The organism is Methylocystis sp. S23 (assembly GCF_054106005.1).
Window position 1 is genome coordinate 1,350,357 of sequence record NZ_CM134185.1, and the last position, 25,450, is coordinate 1,375,806.

Consider the following 25,450-nt stretch of genomic DNA (forward strand, 5'->3'; position numbering starts at 1 on the left):
GAAGCTTTCGACTTCGCTTTCGCGACGGCGGCGACGTCCGCTCATCCTATTCGGAAGTTCGCCGCCGTAAGCTGATCTGGCGCGACGCCCGCTATCTCGATCAGACCGCCCCCGGCGAGCGCCAGCGTCGTGCCGCCATGCCCATCGCTGTGCAATGCGTCCAAAATCTGGCTCGTCGACGAATAGCCCATCGTCGGGCTCAGCAGGTCGATCCATTCGCCCATCGCCGCATCGAAGCCGCTGATCACGACATGGTCGGCGGCTTCGCCCACCTTCACCCCCAAACCGCCGTCATGATCATAGATGAACGCTTCGCCGTCATTGATCGTCGCGAGATTGGTCCAGCCGCTAAAGCTGATCGTCGTCGAGCCGCCGTCAACCGTGACCTTATCGCCGCCGAGACCGCCGGCGACCGCGTTGACGCCGGAGCCGAGCGTAACGACATTGCCGTAGCCGGCCAGGGTGATGGCGTTGTCGCCGTCGCCCGCGCTGATGGTCGCGCCGTTCCCAGCCGTAATGCGATTATCGCCGTCGCCGACGGTGACGCGGTTCGTATAGCCGCTCGTCGTAATGACGTTGTCGCCATTCCCGAAAATGAACGTCCCGCCGCCCACACCGCCCGTCAGCGCGTTGTCGCCGTCGCCTGCCGCCACGATATTGCCATAGCCGCCGATGGTGATGACGTTGTCGCCGCCGCCCAGCGTTAGCCGACCATTGCCGGCTCCCAGATTCACGGCGTTTGCGCCATTGCCGAGCGTAACAATATTGTTGTAGCCGCCGGTCGAAACCGCGTTGGAACCGTCGCCAAGCGTGACGGTCGTATTGCCGGCCGAACCGGAGACGGCGTTGTCGCCATCGCCGCCGGAAACGACATTGGAATAGCCGGCCAGATTGACCGTCGGGCTGCCCCAGCCGGTATAGACAGTCGCGCCGCCGGCGCCTGCGTTGATCACGCCGCTGCCGCCATTGGCGTAGATCGTGTTGCTCCAGCCGAAAGCGTTGATGGTCTGAAAACCGGGATAGCCCTGAATGACGCCCCCGCCATAGGCCGGCCCGTTAATAACGACCACCGGATTGGAGACAGTGAGTCCGACGGTGGCATTGGCCTGGCCGCCCTTGCCATCGGATATGGTATAGGCAAAAGAAGCCGCCCCCGCATAGCCAGCGGTCGCGGTGAACACGACGCCGGTTGCCGTAAGCGCAACCGTTCCATGCTGCGCGTCATGAACCGCGATGACGGCCAGCGCGTCGCCGTCGACATCGCTGTCATTGGCGAGGAGCGCGGCGGCGGCAATGGTCAAGGGCGTATCCGCGACCGCCGCGAAGCCAGCGTCGCTTTGCGCGACCGGCGTGTCATTGACGGGCGTCACATCGAGCGTGAAGCCGGCCGACGCCGACAGCGCTCCGTCGGAAGCGATCACACGTATAGACAGCCCGCCATTGAAATCCGTCGGCGGCAGGCCAGAGAAGGTCCGTGTCTCGGCGTCGAAGCCTAGCCATGCGGGCAGGCTGTCGCCATTCGTAAGCGACGCCGAATAGCTCAAAGCGTCACCCTCGACATCGGTGAAGGTTCCGGCCGGGACTGTGAATGTCCAGCGAGTGTCCTCCGCGACGCTTTGCGCGTCGATCGGCGCTGCGACGACCGGTGCGTCGTTCGCCGGCGCGAAATCGATCGCAACGCGCGCGACGCCCGTGAGGCCCGTAACTGCGTCTGCCGCGAAATAGTCGAACCAAGCCTGACCGTTGAAATCGGGCGATGGCGTGAACACGACATTGCCCGCGTCATCGAGCGTCGCGACGCCGCCATGCATGTCGCCGAAACCCGCGAAGCGCAGTTGGCGTCCATCGGGATTGGCGTCATTGGCCAGCAGTGAGTGAACCGAGAGGATCGCGACATGATCTTCGGTCGCGACGGCAAAATCGTCGCCCGGGATCGGCTCGTCGTCGACAGGCGTCACATTGACGCTGACGAGGCCCGTCACTGCAGAACCGGAACCGTCGCTGATTTGATAGCTGAAGCCGAATAGGCCATTCGCATTCGCGGCAGGCGTGAAGACGATCACGCCATCGGCGCGCAACGTCGCGCCACTCAGCGAAATCAGGCTGATCGGGTCTCCATCCGGATCGTAATCATTCGCGAGCAGGTTCGCGGGATCGATCACAAGCGACGTATCTTCGAGCATTATGAAGCCGTCGTCCGGCAAAGCGAAAGGAAGATCATTTTCGGGCGTCACATCGATCGTAACCGCGCCCTTCGATGTCGCGCCATGCGCATCCGCGACGGTATATTCGAACCCGGCATTGCCGAAATAGCCGGCATTCGGCGTAAAGATGACGGCCCCATCGGCCAGCGACACGACGCCGTTTAGCGACGCGCTCACGTTTACCAGCGTTAGCGCATCGCCTTCACGATCACTGTCATTGGCCAGAAGAGCCACGGCCGCAAGCGTCAGCGGCGTGTCCTCTGCGATGACGAAGTCATCGGCCTGCGTATCAGGGCGATCATTCACAGCGGCGAAGCGCACGAGAATATTGCCGCGCTGCTCGGCGGGAAGGCTGGTCGTTCCTTCCGGATAATCCGAAACCCGCGGCGCCGTCGAATCGAGGCGCCCGTCCGTAATTGTGTATGTGAACAGCGCTTCTCCCGAATAATCGCCGTCTGACGTAATGGCGATGCGGCCATCGGGCGCGATCACCGCCTTGCCGTGCAGCCCGTCGAGCGTAACGCCGATAAAGCTGATCGCGTCGCCATCGAGATCGCTGTCATTGCTCAGCAGGTCGCCAACCGAGATAAAGAGCGGCTCGTCCTCATAACCATCGAATATGTCGAGGCCGGTCAGCGGGGCCCGGTTTGTGGACGCCACATTGATGTGGACCTGGCCCGTCGCATTGGAGTTGACGCCGTCCGAGATCGTATATTCGAGCGTATCGACGCCGTCGAAATTGTGATCCGGCGTGTAGGTGAAGACGCCATTTTCGATAGTGATGGAGCCGTGAGCCGGCGCGCCGAAAGCGACGAGATTGAGCGGAAGCCCGTCGAAGCCGCGATCGTTCCCCAGCAGGAAAGACGCCGCGAATTGCAGCGGCGTATCCTCGAGGCCGGAGACATTGTCTGCGACGGCGACCGGCGGAATATTGGCCGGCTCTACATTGATCGAAACCGTCGCCGATTCCGAGATGCGCTGGCTGTCCGAAATCCTGTAAGTGAAGCGATCGAGGCCGTAATAGCCGGCGTTCGGCGTGTAGACGATCCGATAAGCGTCATCGACGACAGGCGTGATTGATTGCGTGGTGGCGACGGTTTGCAGGCCATCCGTCGCGACAACGCGCAAGGCGATCGACCCTTCGAAATCCAGCGGCGGCGCGCCTGTCAACGCGCCCGTCGCCGCGTCGACGCCGAGCCAGTTCGGCAAGGCCGCGCCGTCGGCGAGCGTCACCTCGAAGCTGCGACCCGCCTCGGCGAGGCCGAGCGTGGCGCTTTCCGGCAGGTCGAAATGCAGCGGCGTCGCGACAAGCCGGATTGATCCATGCTGCGGCTGCGCGAACGACTCGAAGCGGAAATTGTCCGCCTTGTCGAAATCATTGGCCAGAAGATCGGAAATCCTGAGGCTAAGCGGCGCATTCTTCGTCGTCGCGAAAGCATCGTCAATCGCGACGGGAGCCGGCAGGATATTGACGACAATAATGGCGGATTCGTCGCTGACCGCGCCTTTCATATCCTTCGCGTCATAACGGATCGCAACGGCGCCCGTGAAAGCCGGATCGCCGATGATAAGACGCAGGTCGTCTCCATCGACGCCGAGCGAACCGCCGCCGCCGTTGAGAATGATCTCGTCGACGATGAGTTGTACGTGTGTGACATTGCGCGTCACGGCGCCGGTAACGGGGTCGACGCTTTCGCTTGAAACTTCGACATCGAGATCGCCGATAAAGGCGTTCGGCGCCTTACCGCTGAAGGTGCGCGTGTCTGCGTCGAAGGACAGCCACTTCGGAAGCGCCCTGCCATCGGCGAGCCTTGCGGTCAATGTCGCGCCGACTGGCGCGTCGAACTCGGCCGTCGTCAGCGTGTGGGCGTAGAAAGGCCGGTTTGCATAGTCCGTGCTCAGAATGCCGGAGCCGATCTCGATCGTCGGATCGACCACGAAATCGAAGGCGTATTTCCCGGAAATCTGTTCCGCGGCGTCATGCGCCTCGATCACGATATGCAAACGGCCGACATATTTCTCCGGGGGCTGGCCTGAGAAGGTCCAGCTTGTCGAATCGAATTGCAGCCAATCCGGCAGCGGCGCTCCATTATCGAGCTTCGCGGTGACGGAAGCGGCTTCCGACAAGGCGAAGTCCTCCGCGACGATCTGACGCCATAGCGGCGCGCCAGCATTCGCCGAAATCGTAAGATCCCGCGTGATCGACACATCCTCATGCGAGATCGGGTCGGACTGGGTCGCCGTCAGGCGCAGGGCGAGCGCGCCGCCGAAATCCGCCGGCGCTGTACCGCTCAGGGTCCACGACGCCGGATCGAAGGCGAGCCAGGACGGCAGCGCGGAATCATCGGCAAGCTTGACCGACAAAGTCGCTGCAGAGGACACATCGAAGTCCGAAGCCCCGAAGTCGCGTGTTTCGACAACGCGATTGGTGAAGTCATTGGCGAGCGCGCCAAGCATTTCGAAGCTGTGGAAGGAGATGACATCTCCCTCCGGATCGCCGTCATTGGCGAAGGCTTCGAAGGCGGCGATGAGAACCGGCGAATTTTCGACGCCCTCCAACACATCGTCGCGGACGAAAGGCGCCTTGTTTTCCGGCTTCACATCGATGTGCACCGTCGCCGTCGCGGTTTCGCCGCGGCCATCGCTAATGAAATATTCGAAACTCGCCTCGCCATTGAAATCGGCGTGCGGCGTGAAGACAATCTTGCCGTCGGCGTTGAACGCAACTTCGCCGTGATCGGGGAAGAGATCGAGTTCCGCCAACGAAATCGCATCATTATCCGGATCGCTGTCATTGGCGAGCAAGGCGATTGGGTCGATAATGATTGCTTGATTAGCGATCGTCTCGAAACCGAAATCGTCGCGAGCGACCGGCGGGTTGTCCTTCACCTCAATCACGACATGCGCAATCGCCTGAGCGCCATGCGCGTCCGCGACGGCATAGTCGAATGACGCAAAGCCGAAGAAGCCCGCGGTCGGCGTGAACCGCACGGCCGGAACAACTGATGAACCGTCCGTAATGTCGACAATCGCAATCGCGCCATTGACAGCGTTGCTGGCGCTCACAAAGCTCAGCGTGTCGTGTTCGGGATCGAGGTCGTTGGCGATCAGCCGCGACAACTGAATGTCAAATGGCTGATCATTGTAAACCGTGAAGCGATCGTCGCTCGGACGCGGCCCGTCATTGACGCCGGCGATCTGCAACTGAACCTGGGCGTCGGCAAACCCCCCCTGCCCATCGGCGATCGTATAACGGAAGCCGGCGAGGCCGTAATAGTCCCGCGTCGGCGTAAAGGCCACGCCTCCTTCAACGACGCCGACAGACCCAAAGGTTACGCCATCGAGCGGCTGACCATTCTGGTCGAGAAGCACGCCAAAGCCGGCAAATGACAGCGGATCGCCGTCAATATCCGAATCGTTGCCGAGCAGCGCGCTTAACGGAAGGAAAAGCGGCGTGTCTTCTTCGCCGGTGAATGCGGCTGGATCGCCGCCGGCATTATAGCCATCGTCATGCGCAACGGGCGCGTCATTGACGGGTTTGAGGACAACTTGCGCCGTCGCGGTCGAGAATCTGCCCCGTCCGTCCGTCACGGTGTAGTCGAAAGAGGCGATTCCGTGGAAATCCGCCGCGCCGGTGAAGATGATCGCGCCATCCGCCTGCAACGCGGCCTGTCCGTTAACGCCGTTCTGGACGGATACGATCTCGATGAGAGGATCGTAGATTGGCGTATCGTTCTCGATGAGAAGCGCGCCGTCAATCGTGTAGGGCGCATCTTCAAAGCCCCAGCGAACCAGATCGTCGGCCGCGTTGAAATGGTCATTGCGATAGAGCCGCTCGATATCCGCGCGACTCCAGGTCGTGTTGTCCGCAAAGACGATTTCTTCGAGTCCGGTTTGCACGCCGGCGAAGTGATCCGTCACCCTGACGCTGTCAATGATGAAACCGTCATCATGCTCGAGTTCGACGACGAGGTCATCCCCCTCCCGAATGAGCGACACGTCCTGAGCCGTGACGCCGGCCTTCATCACGAGCCGGTCGACATCGGTCTCCGCGCCAGCCTCGATGATGGAGTCATTGCGTGAATCGAAGCCAAAGAGATAATCGTCCGAACCCGCGCCGCCCTGCAAGAGATCGTCGCCCGCGCCGCCGTCAAACCGATTGGCGCCGGCGTCGCCCCTGAGCCTGTCGGCATAGGCCGAACCGACAAGCGCCTCGATGGAATCCAGTTGGTCGCCTTCAGCCGATCCGCCGACGCCGATTCCGGTCTGCAGATCGACGACGACTTCCTGAGTCGAGTCGCCATAATCCGCAGTGTCGAAACCCTCGGCGCCGGCGATGACGTCCGCGCCTTCGCCGCCCCGAATAATGTTATCGCCTGTGTCGCCGATGATCGTGTCGTTATGGAAGGAGCCATAAACAGCTTCGACGCCTGTAAAGCTGTCGCCCTGCCCGTCGCCGCCGCCGATCGTCGCCCCCGACATGTCGATGCCGATAGCTTCCGAAGAGCCGCTATAGTCAACGATGTCGAAACCTTCGCCACCATCAAGCGCGTCGGCGCCCTTTCCGCCAACAAGTATGTCGTCGCCGGTCAGGCCGCGGATCGCATCATCGCCTCGGCCGCCGACCAGCACATTGTCGTTTGCGTCGCCTTCGAGCCAGTCACTCTCACCCGAGCCGATGATATTTTCGATATTCGTAAGAACGTCCCCGTCAGCGTCGCCACCCGACGCGGTTCCGGCCTGCAGCGAGATCGTCACGCCGGTTGCGGCGCCGGTGTAATCCGCCGTATCGGCGCCGTCACCGCCGTCGAGATGGTCGGCGCCCGCGCCGCCGTCGAGCGTGTCGTCGCCCGCGCCGCCGAGGAGAGCGTCATCGCCTCCACGGCCGACGAGCATATCGGCTCCGCCGGCGCCGGCGAGCCGATTGGCCCCCGCATCGCCGTAAAGCTGATCCGAGAAAGCAGACCCCTCGATTGCCTCGACGTTTGAAAGAATGTCGCCTTGCGCTTCGCCGCCTTGCCCGAGCCGACTCTGTATATCGACACGAATGCCGACATTCGAACCCGCATAGGAAACCGTGTCGAAGCCTTCGCCACCGTCGATGTTATCCCCTCCGGCCCCGCCGACAATAGAGTCGTCGCCGCCGCGCGCAAAAATATCGTCGACGCCCGCGCCGCCATCGATCGCTTCGAAGAGGTCCGAGCCGATCAGCAGATCGCGCTGCTCAGAGCCGGAAATCAGATCAGCGTGCGTCGCCGTTACAGTTGCGGATACAAGAGCGACACTAACGGCATTTTGATCGTCGGCGACGGTGTAATTGAACGTAAGCGGTCCGGTGTAGGAATCGCCCTGATCGATGACGACGAACTCATTGCCATAAACGGACAGCGCGCCGAAGGAAGCGTTATTCGCGCCGGCGAAGCGCAAGACTTCCGCTGCATGGGCGGGATCGACGTCGGCGTCAAGGTCGTTTGCGATGAGGTTGGAGATGCGTACGACAAGCGGAGCGCCGAAACTTGTCGAGGCGGCGTCGGGCATGGCGAGTGGCGCATCGTTCATCGACGCCAGCTGAACGAAGACGTTGGCGGTCGCATTGCCGTTCTTTCCGTCGGTGATCGTGTAGCTGAAAGGCCGCGCGCCATGCGCGTTCGGCGCGCCCTTGAAAATAATTGCCGCGCCATCGTCGCTGACGCGGACGCTATCGAACGCGGAACTCGCCGATACGAGTTGGAGCGGCACGCCGTCCACATCATAATCATTGGCGAAGAGAACGGAGAGCGGAATCATCAGCTCGACATCCTCGAAGCCCGCGGCAGTGTCGTCATTCGCAACCGGGGGCGCGTCATGCGTCGGATCGACATAGATCGAGACAACAGCGTCATCGATCGCATGGCTTGCATCCTCAATCACATATCTGAAAGTCGCGGGGCCGTAGAAGTCCGCATCCGGCGTAAAGACGATCATCCCGTCGTCACGCAACGCGACTGAGCCATGCGTCGCATAGGAGACGCTAGTGAGCGCAACTGAGAGACCGTCAATATCATAATCGTTCGACAGCAGCGTCGCCGGATCGATGACGAGCGGCGTGTCCTGCAGCGTATGCAGGTAGCCGGCGTCGTTAAAGGCGTCGTTCAGCGCAAAAGGCGCGTCGTTGACCGCCGTCACGGTTAGAACTGCGTGACCAATCGAATAGCCGCCGGCGCCGTCCGCCACCTCATAGGAGAAGTCTGCGAAGCCATTGAAATCGACGCGCGGCGTGACATAGATCTCGCCATTCTCGTAAAGGATCGCCGAGGCGTTCGAGCCGTTGAAGACGCGCGTGATCGTCATCGTCTGGCCTTCATGCTCAACGTCATTGGCCAGCAGTTGCGCGGCGGAAAAATAAATCGGCGTGTCTTCCGATATCGTGAGATGGTCCTCGACGACTTCTGGCGGCGTGTCGATGGAAGCGACCGAAACCGACGCGGTCGCCGTGCTGACGCCGCCATTGCCGTCAGAAATTGTGTAGGTGAAAAACGTCTCGCCGGAGAAATACGCCGCCGGCGTGACGGTGATGGCGCCGTCGTCATTCAGCGCCACAGACAAATGGGCGCCTGGAGTCACTGAGGCGATTGACAGCAAGTCGCCGTCAACATCCGCGTCATTTGCGAGGAGATCGTCGCTCCAGATGACCAGATTGTCGTTCTCGTCGACGGTAAAGCCCGCGTCGTTGATTGCGACTGGCGCGTCATTAGCGGAAGCGACATTGAGCGTCACTGTCGCCTCGGCGCGACCGCCGTCGGCGGTGTTCGCCACATAGCGGAAGGAGGCGGAGCCATTATAGTCCGCTGCCGGCGTGAAGGAGATGTCGCCGTCGCTCGACAGCGAGACGGTCCCGTGTTGCGCATCGAGAACCTGCGAGATCGTCAGCAGGTCGCCATCGAAATCATTCGCGAGCAGCTGAGCCGCCCGAATCGTAAGATAGCCGTCCTCGGTCACTGTAAAGCCGCTGTCGTCGCTGGCGGAAGCCGGCGGGCGGACGCGCATCTGCACGCGCGCCGTCGATTGTCCGCCATGCCCGTCGGCGATCGTGTAGTCAAAAGTGGTTGCGCCGGCGAAGCTGTCATCGGCCGTAAAGACGATGTCGCCATTGGCGTCGAGCGCCACAGCGCCGTGCGCGCCGCTCTTCACCGCGATAATGGAGATCGAATTATTGTCTGAGTCATAGTCATTACGCAGGAGGTTAGCCGCGGAGATCGTCAAGGATTTGCCGCGGATGACGCTGTAGAGACCATCGTCACGGGCGACCGGCGCGTGATTGCCGAGCATGTCGACAATATTCGCCATCTCCCATGTAACGCCATCGGCGAAGGTTACGCGTTCGATCGAATCCCCTCCGTCGCCGTTCAGCGTATTGAGAATGATGACCTGATCGTCCGGGTTTCCGGCGAATGACAGAACGAGTCCGTCGTCTCCCTTATAGAAGCGCGCAACCGACGCTTCGGTTGAGCGATAATCGGAGATGACCAGTTCGTCTACGCCGTCCGCCGAGCCATTGTCTTCGATGACGTCGGCGCCCTCGCCTTTGGCGAAACGATATACGTCCCCGCCGAGACCGCCGGAGAGCCAGTCCGCTCCAGCCCTGCCCTGCAGAATGTCAGCGCCGTCAAAGCCCCAGATATGCTCATCGGCGCTGGTCCCCGCCAATGCGAGAACCTTGGCGCGCAGCTCAGCGCGCGACAACGCGCCGTCGTCGAATATGATCGATTCGACGCCCTGCGCGCTTGAACCGAGAGCGTCTTTGACAAACAGACGATCGCCGGCTGCCGTGAACGTCAGAACAAGATCGACGCCGTCCGGCGGATTGCGCTTGAGAAGAACAACGTCCGAAGAGCGATAGCCGGAAATACGCAATATGTCGGCGGTCGACGCGCCAGTATCGGCCACCATGTCCTCGCCGTCGCCCGCGTTGTAATAGTATGTGTCGTCGCCCGCGCCGCCATCCAGATAGTCCGAACCGCCGCGGCCCGCCAAAGCGTCATTACCCGCGGCGCCGGTCAAATAATCGCTTCCGTCAGACGCAACGCCCGTCAACATGCTCGCTTGCACGGCGCTTAGAGACAGAGTCGCGGCGTCATCGGCAAAATAGAAGCTTTCAATGGCGTCGGCGGAACCAGCCGCAAGCCCATTGGCGATTGTGATCGTATCCGCGCCGCCGTTGAAGGAGATGAGAAGATCGGTCGACATCGGGTCGACGCGCAGGAAAGAAGCATCGGCGACCTGGTAGCCGGAAATCTCGAGCCTGTCGTTTGCGCTTGATCCCTTATCCTGAAGAATGTCTCGTCCATCGCCTTTCGCGAAGACATAGACATCGTCGCCGGCGCCGCCGCTCAGTCGATCGTCGCCAAGTCCGCCTCGGATTCGATCGACGCCAACCGTGCCGGCGAGGACGTCGTCTCCATCCGTATAAGCGCGTTCCGTGACGCTCTTCTGGAAATCGCTCAGCCTCCAGACGACGCCGTTGTCGAAGGTGATCCGCTCAATCCCGGCGCCATAATAGTCCCGCAAGGAATCGATTAATGTAATCGAATCGTCCGTGCCGCGGAAATTCAGTACATAATCATTGATGCTGGCGCTTTGGGCGACCGCGCGCGCGATCACCTCATCCGGCGTATAACCGTGCAGTTCAAGAGTGTCGGTTCCGGCGAACCAGTCTTCCCATAGCGTGTCGCGACCGTCGCCGCGCGTAAAAACAAAAGTGTCATCGCCGCCTTCGCCGCGCAGAATGTCGTCTCCAAGACCTCCTTCGAGGCGATTGCCCGAAGGCGTTCCGACGATAAAGTCGTCGCCTGTTGTCGCCCACTGGTTTTTAACGCTGTTCAAGAAATTAGCGAGCGTCCAGTTTACGCCATTATCAAAAACGATCCGCTCAACGCCCTCGCCGTAATAATCCCGCAAAGAACCCTTGAGCGTCACCGAGTCAGTCGACCCCGCGAAGCGCAATATGAAATCGGATCCCACCGACACCGCGCCGCCGATGACATCTTCGGGCGTATAACCATGTAAAATAAGTGTATCGGATCCCGCGAAGCTATCTTCCAGAATGACGTCGTTGCCGTCGCCGCGCGTGAAAATATAGGTGTCGTTGCCGGCGCGGCCCCAAAGATAATCGTCACCGAGCCCGCCCTTAAGCGTGTCGTTGACGCTATCGGAGCCGAAGATCGTATCGGCTCCGTCCTTTGCTCGAGCGGCCAAAATTTGTGACCGGATGTCGGCCATTGTCCAGACGTCGCCGCCATCAAAAGTGACGCGTTCGACACCCGTGTAGCCAGCGTTGGCCAGCGAGTTCTTCAGCGTTACTGAATCGCTCGAATTGCTAAAGCGGAGGAAAACGTCGTCGCCATAGGCAGAGGCGATCGTCTCGCTCGCCGCGAAGCCATGAAGTTCGAGCGTATCCCTGCCGGCGCCGCTATCTTCAACGATGAGATCGGCTCCGTCGCCGCGATTGAAGACATATGTGTCATCTCCGGCGCCACCGCGCAGCAGATCGTCTCCCGCCCCGCCCGTCACGACATCTGCGAACGCCGAACCACTGATACAATCATTGCCTGCCGCGCCAAGCTCCGTGACGATGCGCTGGCGAATCTCGGACATCGTCCAGCTCTCGCCGGAGTCAAAGACAATGCTCTGAACGCCGTCGGTTTGATGCAAGTTATAGGCGTATTTGATCGTCAGCTTGTCGCCCGTTCCGGCGAAGCTCAAAACGACATCGTCGCCAGCCGCGCTGACCGTCGCTTCGGATGGGCTATAGCCGTGGAGCAGAACCGTTCCGCTGCTATTGCTCCAGTTCAACTGATCAATCGTGTCGCGGCCATCGCCGCGGGTGAAGACATAAGTGTCCGCCCCGCCATTTCCGGATAGGAGGTCGTCGCCTTTGCCGCCGGCAAGAATGTCATTCGTCGAGAAGCCGGAGACCTTATCGTCGCTTGACGTCGCTTCGCTCGCAATTATCGCGGCGCGCAGCGTCGCCTCATTCCAAACTTGGCCATTGTCGAACGTGATTCGGTTGACGGCGGCGCCGTCATGGACGCTGCTCAAAAGAGAAATCGAATCTCCTGTCGACGCGAAGCGGAGAATGACGTCGTTTCCGACTGCGCTTGCAACAATTTCGCTCGGCAGATAGCCATTCAGTTCCAGCGTATCGAAGCCGCCCCACCATTGTGATGGGTCGTCAATCGTGTCATGGCCGTCGCCCCTCGCGAATATATAAGTGTCGTCGCCTGCGCCGCCGCGAAGCGTATCGTCGCCGCGACCGCCGACAAGCGTATCGGACGCCTCGCCGCCCGTGATCAGATCATCGCCCGTCGTATAGGGGATCTGAGTGACCGCGAGGGTAAGCATATCGCCCATCGTCCAACTCAGGCCGCTATCGAAAACAACCTCCGATACGCCGAAGGGGAAATCGGAGCCGAGCGGCGCGTCAAAGCTTATCGAGTCGACCCCATCCGCGAATCGCAGCGTGAGTACGCCCGCATATCTTGTCGCCGAGACATCAGCGGCGTCATAGCCATGAATATGAACGACGCCCTCGCCGTCATTGCTGATATAGTCGTGGCCATCTCCTTCATTGAAGATAAAGTCGTCGGCGCCGCCATTGCCGATCAACGTGTCGTTGCCTTTTCCGCCCTCAAGCGTTTCGGCGTCCCACGTTCCCTCGATATAATCGTCGCCCGCTGTAGCCGAAGGCGCAATAAGGCCGCCCCAAGCGTCGGCGCTCGACCATGTCACGCCATTGTCGAATACAATCGACTCGACTCCGGCCTGATCCAGATTGTCGAATGACGCAAGCAAACGGATCGAGTCGGCGGGCGACGCAAAGCGGAGGATAAGGTCTTGTCCAGAACGGCTGAATAAGACTTCGGAAGGCGTATATCCGTGGAGTTCGAGCGTATCGGTTCCGCCATAGCTCCATTCGTCGATGATGTCCGCGCCGTCGCCTTTAGTGTAGGCATATATATCGTCGCCATAATCGCCAGCGAGAAAGTCGTCGCCCTTGCCGCCGGCGAAGGTTTCATCGCCGCTGAAGCCCAGAATGTCATCATTGCCCGATGTCTGTTGGCTAGCTATGGCGAGCGCCTGGAATTGCGGCGCGGTCCACGTCACATTATCGCTGAACCAAATCTCTTCAATGCTGGATTCGGCCCAGAGATCCCAATTGTAGGCAAGCGTCAGGACATCAGAGCCGCCTGCGAATCTAAAAACGATATCCTGGTTGTAGGCATAGACAGTCACATCCGTTGATGCGAAGTTCTCGATCTGAACGACATCGAAGCCTTCGCCAGGATTTTCGGCGATTGAGTCGCGACCGTCACCCAAGCCAAAAATGTAGATGTCGCCGCCCGCGCCGCCGGCGAGCAGATCGTTGGCGCCGAAGCCGCCCTGCAGGGTGTCCGCGTCCGCGGATCCTTGGCTATACTGATCGCCACGGACAAGCGCTTGCGCATCAATTTGCTCAGCAATGTCGATCGCATCCCAAATCGTGCCATCTTCGAAGCAAATATACTTAATGCCGGCCAAATCGCCTTCCAAATCGAAATCGCTTAAATCGAATCGGATTTCATCCGTCGAACCTGCGAAGTTGACGATGACGCCGCCGTTCTGATCGCGCGCCAGAATCGTCTGCGCCGGCGCGTATCCTTTTATCTCGATCGTATCCGCGGACGAGAGGCCGTATTCAATGATAACATCATGCCCATCGCCGGCGTTAAACACATAAGTGTCATTGCCAAAACCGCCGATCAAAACATCATCGCCCGCGCCGCCAGCAAGCCTGTCGTCGCTCGCCAAACCCATCAGCCGGTCGGCGCCAGCCGTCCCGCCCTGTTGCGAGAGCCACATCGACGCAAGCGTCGCTTGGCTCCAGACGACGTTATCGTCGAAAATAATTTGCTGGACGCCCTCGTCGTATGAACGCGCCAGACTCGCAAAGGCGCCCGTCAGATCGATTTGGTCGGTAGATCCGGCGAACCTCAAAATGAGGTCCCATCCGTCGGTCGCCAAGCTCACTTCCGACGGCGCATATCCTTTTAGCCGCAGCGTATTGACGCTTCCATCATATGAAGCGTCCGAAATAAAGTCGTGACCGTCGCCGCGATCGAAAATATAAGTGTCAGACCCGTCGCCGCCGGCGAGCATGTCGTCTTTCAGACCGCCGGAAATCACATCGTCGCCGAAAAAGCCCTCGATCGTATCGCTTCCGGCCGTCGACTGCGATGCAAGCCATGCGTCGCGGAGCGAGGCGTTCGTCCATGTGACGCCATTCTGGAAGGCGATCGACTGAATCTGCGCGTCCGACGTAAACTGTTCAACCAAGCGCAGCTCGTCCGTCGTTCCGACGAAGCGGAGAATGGCGTCGTCGCCTTGCCGCTGAATGAGAACGTCCGTAGACGCATAGCCCAGGATTTGAAGACTATCTAATGGCGTTTCGCTGTCGCCGCCCGCATCGTCGATCGTGTCGTGACCGCCGCCGCGCGCGAAAATGTAAGTGTCTCCGCCGGCCGAGCCGTTGATGAGGTCGTCGCCCGCCCCTCCCGACAGGACATCGGCGCCGCTTGTTCCGTTCAAAATCTGGTTAGCGACAACCGGCGCCGGTGCCCGTAGCAATGACTGGATCTGAGTGCGGCTCCATGTCGTTCCGTCGGAGAAGACGGCCTGCTCCACTCCCTGCGCAGCGACGTCGCTTGCGCCAAATATATTCGTCAGGCGCAATTCATCCATTGAATGCGCGAAGCGCAAGATGGCGTCATAGCCAATTTGATGAACTGTGACGTCCGCCGGCGCATAGCCGTTGATGACGACCTTGTCTTGCGTATTGCGCGCAGAATCATCGACGAGGTCGTGGCCATCGCCCGCGTTGAAAATGACGATGTCGTCGCCAGCGCCGCCATCGAGAATATCGTCTCCGGCGCCGCTGCGCAACGTGTCGGCGCCGTCAAAGCCTACGATGAACCCATTGCCGGATCCCGCAGCTCCGGCAAGCAATTGACTTTTCATGGCGTCGCGGTTCCACGACGCGCCGTCGTCGAATACAATCTGCTCGACGCCGTATTGGTGCGTGTTGTCTACGCCGCCCAAGGCGTTGATGAGACGGATTTCATCTGTCGTTCCGTCAAAGCGCAGGTAGAGGTCGTTTCCGTATCTAAAGAGTTTGGTCTGCGCTGAAGTATAACCGTGAATAAGCAGCTTATCCACGGCTCCCGAATAGGCTCGGCCCTCATCAATAACGTCTAGGCCGTCGCCCCTGTTGAAGACATAGGTGTCGGCGCCGTCGCCGCCATTGAGCAGATCATTGCCGGCGCCGCCGGCAAGCGTATCATCGCCGCCAAATCCCTCAACGATGTCAGCGCCCGCAGTCGAGCGCGACGCTAAGAACATGCTTTTGATCGCGTCGCGATTCCAGACGGCGCCGCCTTCGAAGCTGATGAGTTCGACGCCATATTCATTCGCGCTGGTCGAGCCGCTGAATCCATTGACAAGACGCACTTCATCCGACGTTCCGTCGAACCGAATGATCGCATCCACGCCGTCCCTGACGATCCACGTCTGAGCCGGCGTGTAACCCTTAATTTCGAGCCGATCTATAGCGTTCCCGTAAGCGCGCGCTTCGTCGATAATGTCGCGTCCATCGCCGCGGTTGAAAATATAGGTATCGGCGCCTTCCCCGCCGTTTAGGACGTCGTCGCCCTCCCCTCCGGCGAGGGTGTCATTCGCGTCAAAGCCAATAATGTTGTCCGCGCCGGCGGTCGGTTGCTGAGCAAGCCAAAGGGACTTGAAGTCGGCGCGCCCCCATTGCGCGCCGTCATCGAATACGATGCTTTCAACGCCGTATTCGTAATCGGCGTCCGATCCCGATAGGGCGCTCAAGATTCGGATTTCGTCGTCGGAACCGACGAAGCGAAGAATCAGATTGACGCCGTCGCGGAAAAGTTTGACGTCGCTCGGCAAATAGCCTTTGAGCTGCAGCCGGTCGCCTGGCGAGGCGGTCGTGCGATCGTCGACAATGTCATGCCCATCCCCGCGACTGAAGACATAGGTGTCGGATCCGTCTTTTCCGACAAGCATGTCGTCGCCGCGGCCGCCGGTCAGCGTATCCGCGCCGTCAAAGCCGATAATATAATCGTCGCCCGCCCGAGACTGCTGGGCAAGCCACAGCGCCTTCATCGCGCTGCGGCTCCAAACCACCCCATTTTCGAATTTGATTTGCTCGACGCCGTATTCATAGAGATCGCCGACGCCGTGGAAAGCATTACGCAGCGTGACCCGATCCGTTGTGCCGACGAAGCCGAGAATCAGGTCGTTTCCGACGCGCGCGAGCTTGGTCTCTTCGGGGGTGTAGCCCCCGAGAAGTAGCTGATCGAATTGGCCTTGCGACCAGGAGAAGTCGCGTTCGTCAATGACGTCGGCGCCGTCGCCGCGGTTGAACGCATAGGTGTCGCTTCCGTCGCCGCCCTGCAGTAAATCCGCGCCTTCGCGGCCGATAAGCGTGTCGGGCCCGCTGGTGCCAATAATGACGTCATTCGCCGCGCCGCCGCCTTGCGTGAGACGCGCGGTCAAGTCGGCGCGCTGCCAAACAGTCCCATCGCCAAACTCAATACGTTCAACGCCCCGGCCGGCGCCGACCGGGACCTGGTTTTTGAGTGTGATGAGATCGCCTGTTCCGTCGAAAAGCAGCTGAAGATCGTTGCGATCGTCAAAAGGACGTATGATACGCGCCTGAGCCGGCGTGTAACCCCGGATTTTAAGAAGGTCCGCCTCGGTCGAGGAGCTTCCCGTATCGTTAATCGTGTCCTTTCCATCGCCGCGCGAGAACACATACGTATCGGCGCTGGCGCCGCCGTCGAGAACGTCCGCGCCGGCGCCGCCTTCAAGCGTGTCCGTCGTATTGAACCCGACGATGTAATCATTGTCGGCCGTGCCGCTTTGCCCCAGCACCTTGCTTTGCACGTCGGCGATCGACAAGGTAACGCCATCGGCGAATGAAATCCGCTCGATGGCCGAAGCGTTGCCGGGGACTAGTCCGTTCTTGATGAGGACGCGATCATCCGTCCCCGAGAACAAAACCAGGAGATCGGAACCTGTCGGGGTCGCCCGTTTCAGGGTTGATTCAGAGGAACTGTAATCAACGAAAGAAAGATGGTCGACGCTCGAGCCTCCCTGATCGTCGATGATATCGTAGCCGTCGCCGCCGCGATACTCGTAAACGTCATCGCCGCCGCGCCCGCTGAGGAGATCATAGCCCTGGCCGCCTGTCAGCGTATCATTTCGGTCTGCGTAGCCCGTGACGATGTCGTCGCTGCTTGTCGTCAGCTGTAGCAATAATCGTTGACGAATATCATCAAAAGTGACGCTGGAGCCGTCGGAGAAAACGAGCTTTTCGACGCGGCGCGCCGAACTTCCGAGCCCGTCGAGAACGGTGAGCGAATCGTCGTAGCCCTTGAATCTGATCACGAGATTGGCGCCGTCGGCCTGGAAGAGCAGCGTCGACGGCGCAACCATACTTCCGAAGACGATTCGATCGGACGCGCCGCCATCGTCCAGAATCGCATCGGCGCCGTAGCCAATGTCGAATTTATACGTGTCGTCGCCGAGACCGCCCTCCAGCTCATCGGAACCACGGAGCCCGTCAAGCGTATCGGCGTTGCTGGAGCCGACCAGCAGGTCGTCGCCGTCGGTCGGAGTGAGAAGGCCGGCGTAAATATCCGCCATTGTCCAAACAATATTGTCATCGAAACGGAACTTCTCGATCTTTTGGGTCGTGAAGCCGTTGACAATGCGCAATTGATCCGCCGTTCCGGCGACGGCGAAAACGACGTCGTTTCCGTCCTTGCGAACGACCAGATTTTCGGATGAGATCAGTTCGCCGAAGACAATGACGTCCTCGCCGGAAGAGACCGAGTCCAGCGCTTCATAGATCGTGTCGGAGTCGTAAGCGCCGTCGAAGGCGTAGCTGTCCGAGAGTTCGGCGCCGTAGAGGGCGTCGTTGCCCTGTCTTCCATCGAGCACGTTTTCATGCCCGGCGATCCCGTGAAGATCGTCATCGCCCAGCGTGCCGCCCGAAATGGCGAGCAATTCCTTGATATTGTCGATCGTCCAGATGACGGCGTTCGCAAACTCGAACCGCTCGACGCCCATGTTCGAGGCGCCGAATTGCTGCTGAATTCTCAGCGTGTCGGCGAAACCGACAAAGGAGACGACCAGATCGACGCCGTCCCGTGTGAAACGGATGTTGTCCGTCGTGACGTCGGCTCCAAAGCGGATCGTGTCGTCGCCCTTCCAGGCGGCGTTCGCCTGACGATCGAAAATCGTGTCGTGGCCATAGCCAATATCGAATTTGTAGATGTCGCCGCCGCTTCCCCCAATGACGAGGTCATCGCCGCCACGGGCGTCGATCGTTTCGGCGAAATCCGTGCCGTAAAGAGTCTCGCTTGCATTGGAGCCCGTGAGATCGACGTCTTCCGGATTGAGATCGGCGTAGCCGATGGTCTGGTCGGCGAAACGAAATTCCTCGACGGCGTTGGCCTGCCCATTCGAGCGATTATATTGCTCGTGAAGCGTAACGCTTTCGCCGGTCGATTTCAGCGTGAAGATCAGATCATTCTTGAACCGGCCAATCGTAATGTCGCTGAACCTGATCCCTTGCATGTCCAGCGTGTCGAAGCCCGGCGCGAGGAACGGATCGTTGGTGTTGTCGTAGATCGTGTCGTGACCGTAGCCGACCTTGAAAACATAGGTGTCGCTATAGGCGCCGCCTTCGAGCCGATCGTCGCCCGCGCCTCCGTCGATCGCGTCGGCCCGATCAAAGCCGTAGATCGTATCGTCGCCGCCCGAGCGCTGTTGGGCCAGAAGATACCGCGCGAGCGTGTCCATATCCCATATGGCGCCGTCGGCAAAACGGAACTGATCGATACTGTCAAAGTAATAGTCGCCGAAGAGAACCGTCGACGTTAGCTGGAATTCGTTCTTGAGCGTCAACTCCTCGCCGGTCGTCTTGACGCGGAAGGTTACGGTCGCCGAGTCGCCGACGCGGATGATGTCAAAATCGTCGGCCGCCAGATCCTTGAATTCGAGCGTGTCCTCGCTCGAACTGAAGAAATCCTGCTGCTGATCTTGAATGACGTCGTCGCCATAACCAGCGCCGTAGACATAGATGTCGTCATAATCGCCGCCGACGAGCAAATCGGCGCCGGCCCCGCCGTCGAGCGTATCGTCATTGGCGAAGCCGAAGATCGCGTCATCGCCGACGGTCTTGGCGTTGGCGACGACCTGCGCCATGACATCGGCTTCCGAGAGGAAGCTGTTATCCGCGAAAATGAAGCGTTCGATCCGATTCTGCCAATAGACGCCGAGCACCATGGTGTTCGAGGCCTCGAACTGATTCTTGACAGCCAGACGGTCGCCGGTGACCTGTCCGTTTGCGTCGAGGAAATCGATTTGCAAGTCTTTCGACTGACCGATGCGCGTCAGACGCACATTCTCCAGAGTGATCCCTTCGCCGAAGGCGACGACGTCGACGGTCGGGCTGACCAGTTCCTGGCCGCTCGCTTGTTCGTCGATGACGTCCGAGCCATGGCCGAGCTTGTAGATATAGATATCGCCGCCGTCGCCGCCGCGCAGAATATCGCCGCCGGCGCCGCCGTCGAGCACATCCGTCACCGGCGTGCCCATCACGACTTCGCTCGCGTCGCTCGGATGGCTCGTCGCGATGGCGATGTCGAGCGCGTTCCACATGACGCCGTCGGCGAAGACGATATTGACCATCTCCGTATCGTCGGAGAGATCGCCGCCGAAGAGACTGGCGATCTTGCCTTCGAACTGGTTCTTGACGACGAGAACGTCGTCGGTCCCATCGACCTCGATGACGAGATCGAGGCCGTCTTTATATGCCGTCACCTCCGTCGAGGCGATTTGCGCGAAGCGCAGCGTGTCCGGGCTCTTGTGGCCAAGCGCCGGCTCGATGTCGCGAATGACGTCGTGGCCGAAATTCCTGCCGACGACATAAGTGTCGGCGCCGAGTCCGCCCTCGAAGGTCTGGTCGCCGCCCGTCACATAGAAAATATCGTCGCCGGCCGTTCCGGCGACGGTGGTCGCATTGGCGGCGTGCGTGACGATACGCGTCGCCTCGACGCCGAGCAGCGACGCCGCCTTGGAGAGCGTCAAGGCGGGCGTCTGTCCGGCGGCGCTCACATTCTCATAGGCGGCGGCGAGCTGCTGGAAGAGCGCCTCATGCGAGAGATCCTCCTCCGCCTTCGGCGCATAATCCGCATAGAGAACGTTGAGGATGTCGTTCCATTTGCCGAGCCAGGCGATCTGCGCCTCCGAGCCGGCCGGCGCGCGCTCCAGGATTTTCTGGAGCATGGGCGCGAGCTCGCGATTTCCCGTCGACGTAAATTTGTCGCTCACGGCGTCATAGGCGATCCCTTCGAAATATTCGGCGAGCCCGCCCTGCGCCGCGAGCCGCACGGCGACGGCGCGGCTCACCGGAATATACTGGTCCATCAGCGTATCGACGAGGCCGAGCGTCGGCGTCACCACGCTGGCGTAGCCGGTTCCGTCACGCGACGGAACGCCGTCGCCGGCGCCCGTGCGATAGTCGAGAAAGCCGGTCGTCGCGTCATAGGTCGCGTAGAGCACGTCGGGACGGAATTCGACGCCGCTCAGCGCCGCGGCGAAGCGGAATTCGTCGACGGAGAGGATCTCGGCGCGATAGGCGCTGTCGTCGGCGGCCTGCGCTTCCGGCAGATTATCGAGGTCGATCGCGTAATTGCGCAGATTGAAGGTCGAGGGCCTTCCTTCCTTGAACTGCAATTCCAGCGCGCGGTCGAGGTTCTCCGACCACACATAGAAGCCGCCCTGCGCGTCCTCCACATAGACCGAATATTGCGTCACCACGCCGTCGACGAGATAGGCCGCGACCCGATCGAAAGGCAGCGAGGCGAAGCGGTCATAGCCGAAGGACTCGACGCGCCATTCCTCGCCCGCGCCCTGATCATAGGCGCGCAGATCGGCAAGCGTCGGACGGTCGATGACGGCGCCATCGCCGTTGAGGACGGAGCCGCCGCTGGCGAGCCGCCAGTAGGAGCCGTTCGCGTCCGTGACCTCTATGCCGAAGTCGAGCACGACCGCGCGCCCGTCGACGATCGTCACGCGATAGGCGGAAGCCTCGCGCGCGGTCAGCGCTGCATCGCGGTCGCTCGGCGAGAACAGCTCCTCGATGCGCCATTGCGCGCCGCCGGCTTCCGCTGTGCGGCCGTAGAAATCCGCGAGCTGCGGCCGCGCGATTGTTTGGCCCTGCGCGTCAAGGAGCGCCGCGCCGCTTGCAAGCGCGAAATACCCCCCTTGCTGATCCTCCACCCAGATCGCGCGGTCAATGACCGTCTTGCCATCGGCGGAGAGAAGCAAGGGCGTGAGTTCGCGCGCGCCGATGAGCGAGGCCGCCCAGCCGCCGAGCACGGGCGCGACCTGCCGGCGCAGCACGGCGAGATCGGGGGTCGTCATCGACGCGGCCGTCGCCTTCACCGTCTCGTTAAGCGCGAGGTCGTTGGAGAGGGCGACGCTCAAATCGGCGAGCAGCCCAAAACCCTTGTCGTCGATGACGGCGCCGTCAACCCCGCGCGCAGCCCAGCCGGCCGTTCCGCGGTCGCCGGCGAAGACCGTGTCGATCGGGTCGGTCTCGAACACCGCCTCGAAAATATTACCCGCGCTTCCGTCGGCGTAAGTGAACGCCGCCTGTTCGCGCAGCAGCGTTCCCGAGGGGCTGGTGACGTTGAGCGGCGTTCCAACGGCGTCGATCGAGACGATGCCCAGGTCAGAAAGCGAGAACAATTCGCCGCTCTGCGAAACGCCGTCCTGGTTGAGATCGCGCCACACTTGCATTTTTGCGAATTGCGCGTCGCTCGCGTCGATCTTGCCGTCGGCATTGTCGTCGATGAGCCGCAATTCAGCGAAGCCAGAGCCGCCGGGGCGGCCGAAGAGTTCGGATATATCCTCGATCTTGCCGTCGCCGTCGCGGTCCATGACGAGGAACCCGTCATCCGCGCCGACCCAACCCGAGAGCTCGGCGAATCTGTCGCCGTTGAAGTCGAAGTGAACGCCTTCAAAATCACGTTCCGTTGTTTCGATTCCATCTCCGTCCAGATCGAGCACAAGCGGGTCGTCGGCCGAGACCCACTTCAGCATCTTGCCGAAGTCCTTCAACGCGTCGAGACGGTTGATCAGCATTCCCCAGACCGACTCAAAGCCGCCGAATTTTTCGCTTGCGTTGAAATCCCAAATGCGGAAGGTCATGCCAAGGTCGCCCCTGGCGATATGCGCCCAATTGCCGCCCGCGCCCTGATCGAAGTTCTCGACGATCATCGAACTGCGCAAGATGTCGTCGCCGGGCGAGGAACGGACGATATGATTGACGATATTGCCGATCCACGACTGAACGATGAGCTGGCCGCTGTCGCTCAGACCGTAGCGAATGAAGGGTAAAACCCAGTCATAGGCCCATTGCTCCCCAGTCTCGTGCTTGACCCCCGTCCCGCCGGTGAGCGGAAGCCCAAAGAATTGCAGCAAATCCTCCTCGCCCGCGTCCATGATGAAGGAGCCGGGAGACCAGAGAAAGACGTCGCGTGAGCGCTCGCCGGTTCCGTCGACGCTGTCGCCCCAGATGCGACCCTTATAGGCGGTGTTGTAGAGAAGATCGCTCCCCGCGCCGCCGATCACGTCGCCGCCTTCACCGGAGCCGATTGAGAAAATGACGTCGTCGCCAGCCCCGCCGCGGATTTCGCTGCGGATCTGTTGCCCCGTCTCGGGGTCGACGTAATATTGCTTGCCGGCATCCCTAGCGACGACCACATCATTGCCGTCGCCACCATCGATCAAACGCCAATTGATCTGGTCGGCGCTCCCTTTATAGACGAGGATCGTGTCGTCGCCGCCATTGCCTTTCAGCTCATAACCGCGAAAATCCTTGTCGACGACGCGCTCCGGTTGCGGGTCCGGATTCTCCGGCGTCGGATCGGGCGTCCGCCATGTGTAGACCGTATCCGCGCCGATGATGAGGTCGGACATCTCCGTGCCGGCGACGCTCTCGACGTTCTTCAGATTGAGCCGCTCGCCGGCGGCGTAGCCTGACAAATCCGTCGGAGACCGCATCTCCGCAACCACAGTGGCGGCGAACTTCGCCGCCTCGAACGAATTTGTCGGAACCTTGCCGTCGAGACCGAGCCGCGTCGGAACCGCCCCCTCCATATCCGCGACAAACTGCGCATCCTGATCGCGAAGGTTGAAGACAAGCGCCTTGTCGCCGCCAAGCTCCGTGGTGTCGAGCGTGTCGCCAGAACCGCCGATCGACCCCGTCGGAATCATATCGACGGCCTGTCCCCGCAAGTCGATCAACGGCGTCTTTCCAGCGGTCCCCGACGCATTCGGCAGGCTGTTCAGGAAATCCTCAATCCCGTCATAGTTCTTGAGGATGAGCCGATCCGAGGATTGGTTGGCGTAAATTTCCTCCACGCCATAAAGCTTGTCGTCTTCCGCGCCGCTCACCGAGACGGTGGCTCGGCTCTTGTCCTCGGGGCCGTAACCAAACAGCGTCTTATCGAAAGTGATCGTAACCTTGCCGGAAATGGCGGTGTAATCCGCCGTGTCGGCGTCGCTGATTCCCTGCCCGCCGCTGTCGGCGCCCCCGAAAAAGATGACGCCGCCAAGATATTTGCCCTGCGCATTGGAATTGGCGACGTAGCTGTCGTCGCCGTCGCCGCCGAAAATCAGGTCCGCGCCGTCCGATGAAAAGAACACGTCGTCGCCGGCCCCGCCGATAATGAAGTCGTCCCCCTTCGAGCCGAAAACAAGATCGTCCCCCGCGCCGCCAACAAGAATCGCGCCGCCATCCGCGCCGCTATTCGCGTTCGCCGTATCGGAACCATCGAGCGTCACGCCTGTCGCCGAGGTCGCCATTTCGAGCAAGGTGATGTTCTTGGCGGAGTCGGCGTACGGAGCCCATTTGCCGAGCGCCGTTAATATTTCTTGCGAGAAGGCGCTCGCCCCATCCCGCTTCGCCAGATTGCCGAGCGCGACGATCATATCGTCGACGCCGACGATTTTTTTCTGGCCGGCGCTTCCGCCGCCCAAATTGAACGTGCTTTTCCATTTGTTCGGGTCGAAGGAGGCTTTCAGGATGTCCGCGTTATCGATTAACTCGAACAAGCCATTTTTTGTCGCTGCGTCGATTGCCTTTTGCAGCGCCAGATCGCCGGCGTATTGAACCGCGATTTCTGTCAGCGCCGTCACGACATCGGGCTTGTAATATAGCTGACTTGTGTGATTCTGATCCAGAAGCCCGTCAACTGATTTAAGGTCGGCGAGCATCGAATACATAGCGCTCGGCGCGGCGCTCGAATCCAAGGCCGCCAGTCCAGCCTGAGCGATCGCCGCCATCAATTCCTGATTTGGCGAGATGTCGCCGCTGCTGGCCCCGATAGCCTGACCTATTCTGTAACTCTGCAAGGCATCCGCAAGCTTCAATCCGATCAAGTCGGCGAAAGCGGAGTCATGCATTTTCATGAAGTCGATCATTTGTGCCGTGAACGTAGCGCTCCGCGGCGTCACGACGCCTGAGGCGACCCCCCAGCCCACGTCCTTCATGTCGGCAAACATATATTGCACAACGGCCAGAAAATGGTCGACGGCCTCGCCGAGCGTAATTTGATTGATGACCGAGGATGTCGACGTTATGCGCGCAGGATCGAGGTTCACGCCCATGCCGAAAAAAAACGTGTCCCAATTTTCCCCGGCGAACAATATGCTGCCAGCCGCGGTTCCGGCGATCTTCGCGATCGACAGATCGATGGCGTTGAGCGGGTCTGCGCCGGCGCTCAAGGCCGCCCTATAGTAATTGTCCTCAATTTGAGCGGATGTCGGGAGGTTGACGCTTCCGTCGGGATTTGCCCGGGTGTCGGCGATTAGCTGCACATAACCTTGCGCGACATTTTTCATCACCTGCCGTTCGCGGCTGGCGTCGATTCCCAGCAGGCTATTCGAATAATATATCGCCTTCCCATAGAGAGAGTTGGGCTGCGTCAGGCCCGCCCACGCCGCCTGAGCGTATTTATCCCCCCAATTGGCGAGAACGCTCCAGATCGCCTCGGGGGTATCCGGGTTGTTCTGGGTAATTTCTTTGATCGTCTCAACCTGCCAGGACTGCAATGTTGTTATCGACATGA

At 60.4% G+C, this 25,450-nt stretch carries 1 protein-coding gene; it reads right to left on the reverse strand.

Annotated features, from left to right (window positions below; all coding sequences use genetic code 11):
• Positions 1 to 41: 41 nt before the first annotated feature.
• The gene (locus ACV7JP_RS06800) at positions 42 to 25,448 is read right to left on the reverse strand and encodes a cadherin-like domain-containing protein (protein ID WP_457798466.1); all 25,407 of its coding nucleotides are present in this window, start codon (positions 25,446 to 25,448) and stop codon (positions 42 to 44) included.
• Positions 25,449 to 25,450 lie beyond the last annotated feature (2 nt).